Consider the following 6,505-nt stretch of genomic DNA (forward strand, 5'->3'; position numbering starts at 1 on the left):
GCCCGCCGGATAGCGGCGGCGCTGCTTCTGGTGTAGGTCGTCAGCGACTCCGCAGTCCGGGCATGGGAGAGCATAGATGAGCGCCGCGCCACCGACCTCGAGGCGGCTCACCCCGAGCGACATCCGGGCGATGAAGGGGACGGCGCCCATCGTCTGCCTGACCGCCTATACCACGCCGATCGCCCGGCTCGTCGACGCCGACTGCGACCTGGTGCTGGTCGGCGACAGCGTCGGGATGGTGCTGCACGGCCTGCCCTCGACGGTCGGCGTGACGATGGAGATGATGATCCTGCACGGCCGGGCGGTGGCGCGCGGGCTCACGCATGCCTGCATGGTGGTGGACCTGCCCTTCGGCAGCTACGAGGAGGGGCCGAAGCAGGCCTTCCGCAACGCGGCGCGGCTGATGGCCGAGACCGAGGCGCAGGCGGTCAAGATCGAGGGCGGCGCGCGGGTGGCCGAGGCGGTCGCCTTCCTCGTCTCGCACGGCATCCCGGTCATGGGGCACGTCGGTCTGACCCCGCAGTCGATCCATGCCTTCGGCGGCTACCGCGTGCAGGGGCGGGGCAAGGACGCCGAGCGGGTGGCGGCGGACGCGCGCGCGGTGGCCGAGGCGGGCGCCTTCGCCGTGGTGCTCGAGAAGGTGCCCGAGGGCCTCGCCCGCCGCATCACCGGCGAGATCGCGGTGCCGACGATCGGGATCGGCGCCAGCGCCGCCTGCGACGGGCAGATCCTCGTCGTCGACGACATGCTCGGCATGTTCGAGGACTTCCGGCCGAAGTTCGTCAAGCGCTACGCCGGCCTCGGGCGCGACGCGAGCGCGGCGATCGCCGCCTATGCCGCCGAGGTGCGCGCGCGCAGCTTCCCCGGCCCCGAGCACGTCTTCGCCGGGGACGCGGAGTGACGCGGGTCCTGCGGCGCGTCGCCGAGCTGCGGCCGCTCGTCGCCGGCTGGAAGCGGCAGGGCAGGGTGGTCGCGCTGGTGCCGACCATGGGCGCCCTCCATGCCGGCCACCTCGCCCTCGTCGAGCGGGCGAAGGCCGAGGGCGGGCCGGTCATCGTGACGATCTTCGTCAACCCGACCCAGTTCGACAATCCCGAGGACCTCGCGAAATATCCCCGCGCCGAGGCGGCCGACCTCGAACGGCTCGCACCCTTCGCGGTCGACGCCGTCTTCGCCCCGCCGCGCGACGAGGTCTATCCGGCGGGACATGCCACCACCGTCTCGGTGCGCGGCATCAGCGCGCCGCTCGAGGGCGCGCATCGGCCGGGACATTTCGACGGCGTCGCGACCGTCGTCGCCAAGCTCTTCGGCATGACCGGGGCGGACGTCGCCTTCTTCGGCGAGAAGGACTGGCAGCAGCTGCAGCTGGTGCGGCGAATGGTCGCCGACCTCGACATCCCGGTCCGCGTGGTGGGCTGCCCGACCGTGCGCGAGGCCGACGGGCTGGCGCTCTCCTCGCGCAACCTGCGCCTGTCGCCGGCGGATCGCGCCCGCGCCGCCGCGCTGCCGCGCGAGCTCACGGCGGCGGCCACGGCGATCGCCGTCGGGGCGGAACCGGACGAGACGCTCGCCGCGACGCGGGCGGCGCTCCTCGGGGCGGGCTTCGAGTCGGTCGACTATGTCGCGCTGCGCGATGCCGAGACGCTCGGCGATCCGGTTTCCGGCCGGCCGGCGCGGCTGCTCTGCGCGGCGACGATCGGCGGCGTCCGGCTGATCGACAACCTGCCGTGCGGGACGTAGCGCCTATTTCGGCGTGCGTTCGAGCGCGCTGCCCTTGTGCGCGGCGACATGGTCGGTCTTGTCGCTCTTGATCTCGTACTGCGGCTCCTCCTTCGAGGCGCGGCGGGTATGGCCCTTGTAGTCGAAATCCTCGGTGCGGACGGCGATGATCGTCCCCGACACCCGCCCGGCCTCGGAGTTCCAGCTCACGTGATCGCCGACGCGGAACTTCCGCGTCATCCCGCCTTCTCCGGCCGCGGCGAGCCCGAATAGGTGGTGCGCCGGATGCTGCCGTCGTGGTCGATGGTGAAGCGGCAGACGCGCGCCCCGTGGTAGAAGCTCAGCCGCCAGCGCCCGGCGTCCTCGCCCTCGCCCGCCTCGCAGCGCGAGGTGAGCCGCCCGTCGCGCATCAGCGCGCGGACGGTGTCGGCCGGCAGGCGGAAGGCCTCGGCGACGAGATCGGCGTCGACGACGAAATCCTTGCCGGCCCGCTCGATCCTGCTCATGACGCGTCCCGCCAGTAGTCGTTGGCCGCCGCCACCGTCGCGAAGTTCGTCGCGACGACCTGGCTGACGGCGATCAGGGAATCGGCGTTCCCGGCGTATTCCGGGCGCATCCGGTCGCGCTCGCTGGCGTCGGGCTGGGTGAACTTGACGGCGATGCGCGAGAGCTTGACCGCGAGGTCATAGCCCTCGGCGGGCGTCCTGGTCTTCAGGCTCGGGAGCCAGTTGTCCGACATGGGGCCTTCCTTTCGTGCTGGGTGGGTCCTGCGGGGTGATGACGCGCCAGGCACTGCCGTCGGGGTCCTCGAACTGGCCGCTCCGGAGCGCCCAGAGGAAGGCGGCGAGACCGGCGAGGCCCATGGCGATCGAAAGCGGCAGCAGCAGGCTCATTCCGCGTCTCCCTTGATCGCGCGGTAGGCATGCCAGGTGCCGTGGCCGAGGACCGGGAAGACGACGGCGAGGCCGAGGAGGCCGGTGAGGGTCGAGACGAGGAGACCCGCGGCGACGATCGCGCCCCAGGTCAGCGCCGGCAGCAGGTTGTGCGTCGTCATCGCGAAGCTGAGGCCGAGGGCGGTCAGCGCGTCGCGCCGCTCGTCCATCAGCATCGGCACCGAGAAGAGGCTGAGCGCGAAGGCGAAGGCGGCGAAGAGCCCGCCCACCGCGCCGCCGACCAGGATCAGCGCCCAGCCGCGCCAGGTGGTCAGCACGTTGACCAGCGCCTCGTCGGCGCCGGGGAAGGGCTGCAGCCCGAAGAAGAGCGCGTAGAGGAAATCGGCCGCCCGCAGCCAGAAGAGGACGAGGATCCCGAGCAGCAGCCCGGCATAGGCGAGCTGGGCGCCCGAGGCCGGCCGCACCGCCAGCATCCGCGCCAGCGACGTCCTCTCGCCCGCCGCCCGCCGCCGGCTCTTCTCGTAGAGGCCGAGGGCGAGGAACGGCCCGATGATGAGAAAGCCCGAGACGGCCGGGAAGGCGAGGTAGAGCAGGCCCGAGGCATCGAGCGCCCAGAGCACCGCGTAGGAGACGAGAAGGAGGAAGACGCCGTAGGCGAGGCTCGGCAGCGGCTCGGCGCGGAAGTCGGCCCAGCCGGCGGCCAGCCAGCCGAAGGCCGCCCGCGCCGGCAGGTGGCGGGCGAGCGCCGATGGCGGGCGCTCGGGCTTGCGGAGGGTGGGAAGTGGCTCGAGCATGGCGCCCCCTAGCAGACCCGTTTCGCCGGCGGCTCGCCCGCCGCGGCGAGCACGCAGTCCGGCTGCGACTGGACGGCGACCATGACGAGATGCGCGTTGGCCGCCGCGAAGACGGCGACGACGAGGATCGCCCCGGCGATGGCGAGGGTCTTCTGCGCCCGCTGGCTCATTGCCCGCCCTCGCCGAGGCGCGTCACGTAGAGCGCGAGAAGGTTGATCTCGGCCTCGCTCAGCCGCCCGGACCAGGTCGGCATCACCCCCTGCCGCCCGTGCCGCAGCGTCTCGGCGATCGTTGCGGGATCCTGGCCGTAGATCACCGCCCGGTCGATCAGCGAGGGCGCGCCGTTCATCATGTTTCCCTCGGCCGCCTCGCCGTGACAGGCGGCGCAATTGTCGGCGAAGAGCGTGGCGGCGGGCGCGTCGGCCGCCGCCGTTCCCTCCCGCAGCGTCGCCACCCAGTCGGCGAGCGCCAGGCGCTCGTCGCGGGTCAGCCACTCGAAGGTCGGCATCTGCGCCACGCGGGTGTCGGGATGGTCGGCGTTGATCCCGACGCGGATCGTCTCGGCCACCGTCTCGGGATCGCCGCCCCAGAGCCAGGTCGCGTCGGCGAGCACCGGGAAGCCCGGCCCGCCCACGCCGCCCGCCCCGTGGCAGGCGGCGCAATTATCGCCGAAGAGCCGCGCCGCCGCCGGCATCGCCACATCGAGCAGCGCGGTGTCCGCCGAGAGCGCGGCGAAGTCGGCCGGGTCGAAGTGGTCGAGCCAGCCCTGCCGCTCGCCGTCGAGCGCCTGCAGGCCGGCGACGGCGGCCGCCCCCTGGTCGAGCCCGAGCAGCCCCCGGGTATAGTCGCGCCCGGTCGGCCAGGCCGGCAGCAGGATCCAGGCGACGACCGAATAGACGACGGTCGCCGCAAGGATCCAGAGCACGAATCGCGGGAAGGGCGTGTTGAGCTCGCGGATGCCGTTCCAGTCGTGCCCGGTGGTGTCGTAGCCGGTGACCGGGTCGACCTCGCGCGGATGCTCCCCGCTCACGGCCGTTCCTCCGGCCCGTCGTCGGTCAGGATCGAGCGGGCCACCCGCTCGTAGCCGGCGCGCCGCCGCGGGCTGTAGGTGCGGATCAGCACGATCAGGAAGAAGCCCATCATCCAGAAGAGCCCGAGGGTCTTGGCGAGGTAGACGAGCAGGTCGTGGCTCATTGCCGGGCCTCCGCATGGGCGACGTTCGTCAGCGTGCCGAGCGACTGCAGATAGGCGACCACCGCGTCCATCTCGGTCAGCCGCGACGGATCGCCGTCGAAGGCGCGCAGCGCGACGCCCTCGCCGTAGCGCGCCTGCACGTCGGGTGCGCCCGCCGAATCGGGCCGGCTCTGCGACAGCGCGTCCGCCGCCGCCTGGCCGACCATGTCGGCGTCGTAGGGAACGCCGAGCCGCGCCAGCGTCGCGAGCTGCTCGCCGAGGAGCCCCGTCTCGAGCGGCCGGGTCAGCCAGGGATAGGAGGGCATGATCGAGGCCGGCACCACTGCGCGCGGGTCGATCAGGTGCCGCACGTGCCAGGCGTCGGTATACTTGCCGCCGACGCGCGCGAGGTCGGGGCCGGTGCGCTTCGAGCCCCAGAGCATCGGATGGTCGAAGGCGCTCTCGCCGGCGCGCGAATAGGGGCCGTAGCGGTCGATCTCGTCGGCGAGGCTGCGGATCATCTGGCTGTGGCAGGCGTAGCAGCCCTCGCGCATGTAGATCTCGCGCCCGGCGAGCTCGAGCGGCGTGTGCGGCCGCAGGTCCTCGGGCACGGCGACCGTCTCATCGATGGTGAAGAGCGGCGCGATCTCGACGATGCCGCCGATCGAGGCGGCGACGATGATGCCGACGACGAGCCCCATGGAGAGCTTCTCGAGGTTGTAGTGCAGGCGAAGCGGCATCGGTCTACTCCGCCGGCTGGACGCCGAGCGGGCGGTCGGCGCCCTCCGCGGTCATCGGCGTCGCGCGCATGGTGGCGCGGCAGTTCAGCGCACAGATCACCGCCCCGGTGAGGATCATCGCGCCGCCGAGCGCCCGGAGCAGGTAGTAGGGCGCCATCGCCTCGACCGACTGCAGGAAGCTGTAGGAGAGCGCACCGTGCTGGTCGTAGGTCCGCCACATCAGCCCCTGGGTGATGCCGGCGTTCCACATCGAGATGATGTAGACGAGGGTGCCGCCGACCGCGAGCCAGAAGTGCCACTCGACCGCGCGCGGCCAGGCCATCGCCTCGCGGCCTGAGAGCTGCGGCACCAGGGTGTAGATCGCCCCGAAGACGATCATCGCCACCCAGCCGAGGGTGCCGGAATGGACGTGCGCGACGGTCCAGTCGGTATAGTGGCTGAGCGAGTTCACCGGCCGGATCGCCATGAAGGAGCCCTCGAAGGTCGAGAGGCCGTAGAAGACCGCGGCGACGAACATGAAGCGCAGCGTCGCGTCGTCGCGCACCTTGTGCCAGGCGCCGTTCAGCGTCGCGATGGCGTTGCCGGCCGAGGCCCAGGAGGGCACCAGCAGCATGACCGAGAAGGTCATGCCGAGCGTCTGCACCCAGTAGGGCAGGGCGGTATAGTGCAGATGGTGCGAGCCGACCCAGATGTAGAAGAAGACGATGCCCCAGAAGCTCAGGATCGACAGGCGATAGGACCAGATCGGCCGCCCGGAGCGCACCGGCAGGAAGTAGTAGAGCATCCCGAGGAAGCCCGCCGTCAGGAAGAAGGCGACGGCATTGTGGCCGTACCACCATTGCACCATCGCGTCCTGCACCCCGGACCAGATGGGGAAGCTCTCGGCGACGCGGAGGCTCACCGGCAGCGCCAGGTTGTTGACGATGTGCAGCATCGCCACCACCAGGATGAAGGCCATGTAGTACCAGTTGGCGACGTAGATGTGCGGCTCGTGCCGGCGGGCGAGCGTGCGCAGGTAGAGCGCGAAGTAGACGAGCCAGATCACGACCAGCCAGATGTCGGCATACCATTCCGGCTCGGCATATTCCTTCGACTGGGTGCTGCCGAGGACGTAGCCGGTCACCGCCCAGGCGCAGAAGAGGTTGAAGCCGATGAGCACGACCCAGGGGCTGAGCGAATCGGCCAG

12 protein-coding genes are annotated in these 6,505 nt (G+C 71.5%); 2 read left to right on the plus strand and 10 right to left on the minus strand.

Annotated elements, in window-relative coordinates; translation table 11 throughout:
* The first annotated feature begins 76 nt into the window (after positions 1-76).
* Positions 77-901 (plus strand): 3-methyl-2-oxobutanoate hydroxymethyltransferase, encoded by an 825-nt coding sequence (gene panB / locus Q0112_RS00325; RefSeq protein ID WP_297970068.1) that lies wholly within the window; start codon positions 77-79, stop codon positions 899-901.
* A complete protein-coding gene (gene panC / locus Q0112_RS00330; protein ID WP_297970069.1) occupies positions 898-1,740 on the plus strand; it encodes a pantoate--beta-alanine ligase in 843 nt (280 codons plus the stop codon). The genes panB and panC overlap by 4 nt, the downstream gene beginning before the upstream one ends.
* A gap of 3 nt (positions 1,741-1,743) precedes the next feature.
* On the opposite strand, the gene Q0112_RS00335 is transcribed toward panC, so the two are convergent.
* The 10 genes from Q0112_RS00335 to Q0112_RS00380 all read right to left on the minus strand — a co-directional run.
* Positions 1,744-1,959, minus strand: coding sequence for a DUF2945 domain-containing protein (locus Q0112_RS00335; RefSeq protein WP_297970070.1), 216 nt, complete (start codon positions 1,957-1,959; stop codon positions 1,744-1,746).
* Positions 1,956-2,225, minus strand: coding sequence for a DUF6522 family protein (locus Q0112_RS00340; RefSeq protein ID WP_297970071.1), 270 nt, complete (start codon positions 2,223-2,225; stop codon positions 1,956-1,958). The genes Q0112_RS00335 and Q0112_RS00340 overlap by 4 nt, the downstream gene beginning before the upstream one ends.
* Positions 2,222-2,458: a hexameric tyrosine-coordinated heme protein gene (locus Q0112_RS00345; protein ID WP_297970072.1), complete on the minus strand. Its 237-nt coding sequence runs from the start codon at positions 2,456-2,458 to the stop codon at positions 2,222-2,224. Before Q0112_RS00345 ends, Q0112_RS00340 begins: the two co-directional genes overlap by 4 nt.
* Positions 2,403-2,612, minus strand: a complete 210-nt coding sequence (gene ccoS, locus Q0112_RS00350; RefSeq protein ID WP_297970073.1) for a cbb3-type cytochrome oxidase assembly protein CcoS — start codon at positions 2,610-2,612, stop codon at positions 2,403-2,405. Before ccoS ends, Q0112_RS00345 begins: the two co-directional genes overlap by 56 nt.
* Positions 2,609-3,406, minus strand: coding sequence for a DUF2189 domain-containing protein (locus Q0112_RS00355; RefSeq protein WP_297970074.1), 798 nt, complete (start codon positions 3,404-3,406; stop codon positions 2,609-2,611). The genes ccoS and Q0112_RS00355 overlap by 4 nt, the downstream gene beginning before the upstream one ends.
* Before the next feature lie 8 nt (positions 3,407-3,414).
* Positions 3,415-3,576 carry a hypothetical protein gene (locus Q0112_RS00360; RefSeq protein ID WP_297970075.1) on the minus strand — a complete coding sequence of 54 codons (162 nt, stop codon included), beginning with the start codon at positions 3,574-3,576 and terminating at the stop codon, positions 3,415-3,417.
* Positions 3,573-4,436 (minus strand): cytochrome-c oxidase, cbb3-type subunit III, encoded by an 864-nt coding sequence (gene ccoP, locus Q0112_RS00365; RefSeq protein WP_297970076.1) that lies wholly within the window; start codon positions 4,434-4,436, stop codon positions 3,573-3,575. Before ccoP ends, Q0112_RS00360 begins: the two co-directional genes overlap by 4 nt.
* Positions 4,433-4,600 carry a cbb3-type cytochrome c oxidase subunit 3 gene (locus tag Q0112_RS00370; RefSeq protein WP_297970077.1) on the minus strand — a complete coding sequence of 56 codons (168 nt, stop codon included), beginning with the start codon at positions 4,598-4,600 and terminating at the stop codon, positions 4,433-4,435. Before Q0112_RS00370 ends, ccoP begins: the two co-directional genes overlap by 4 nt.
* Positions 4,597-5,319 (minus strand): cytochrome-c oxidase, cbb3-type subunit II, encoded by a 723-nt coding sequence (gene ccoO / locus Q0112_RS00375; protein WP_297970078.1) that lies wholly within the window; start codon positions 5,317-5,319, stop codon positions 4,597-4,599. Before ccoO ends, Q0112_RS00370 begins: the two co-directional genes overlap by 4 nt.
* A 4-nt stretch (positions 5,320-5,323) precedes the next feature.
* Positions 5,324-6,505 (minus strand): cbb3-type cytochrome c oxidase subunit I (locus Q0112_RS00380; protein WP_297970079.1); only part of this gene is annotated, 1,182 nt, incomplete at its 5' end.

It is taken from the genome of uncultured Amaricoccus sp., assembly GCF_937858865.1.
Lineage (GTDB): Bacteria > Pseudomonadota > Alphaproteobacteria > Rhodobacterales > Rhodobacteraceae > Amaricoccus.

Bases quoted from the DNA above. Each gene is read 5' to 3' on its own strand.
- panB (WP_297970068.1), top strand. From the start codon at position 77: ATGAGCGCCGCGCCACCGACCTCGAGGCGGCTCACCCCGAGCGACATC.
- Q0112_RS00335 (WP_297970070.1), bottom strand. From the start codon at position 1,959: ATGACGCGGAAGTTCCGCGTCGGCGATCACGTGAGCTGGAACTCCGAG.
- Q0112_RS00340 (WP_297970071.1), bottom strand. From the start codon at position 2,225: ATGAGCAGGATCGAGCGGGCCGGCAAGGATTTCGTCGTCGACGCCGAT.
- Q0112_RS00345 (WP_297970072.1), bottom strand. From the start codon at position 2,458: ATGTCGGACAACTGGCTCCCGAGCCTGAAGACCAGGACGCCCGCCGAG.
- ccoS (WP_297970073.1), bottom strand. From the start codon at position 2,612: ATGAGCCTGCTGCTGCCGCTTTCGATCGCCATGGGCCTCGCCGGTCTC.
- Q0112_RS00355 (WP_297970074.1), bottom strand. From the start codon at position 3,406: ATGCTCGAGCCACTTCCCACCCTCCGCAAGCCCGAGCGCCCGCCATCG.
- Q0112_RS00360 (WP_297970075.1), bottom strand. From the start codon at position 3,576: ATGAGCCAGCGGGCGCAGAAGACCCTCGCCATCGCCGGGGCGATCCTC.
- Q0112_RS00370 (WP_297970077.1), bottom strand. From the start codon at position 4,600: ATGAGCCACGACCTGCTCGTCTACCTCGCCAAGACCCTCGGGCTCTTC.
- ccoO (WP_297970078.1), bottom strand. From the start codon at position 5,319: ATGCCGCTTCGCCTGCACTACAACCTCGAGAAGCTCTCCATGGGGCTC.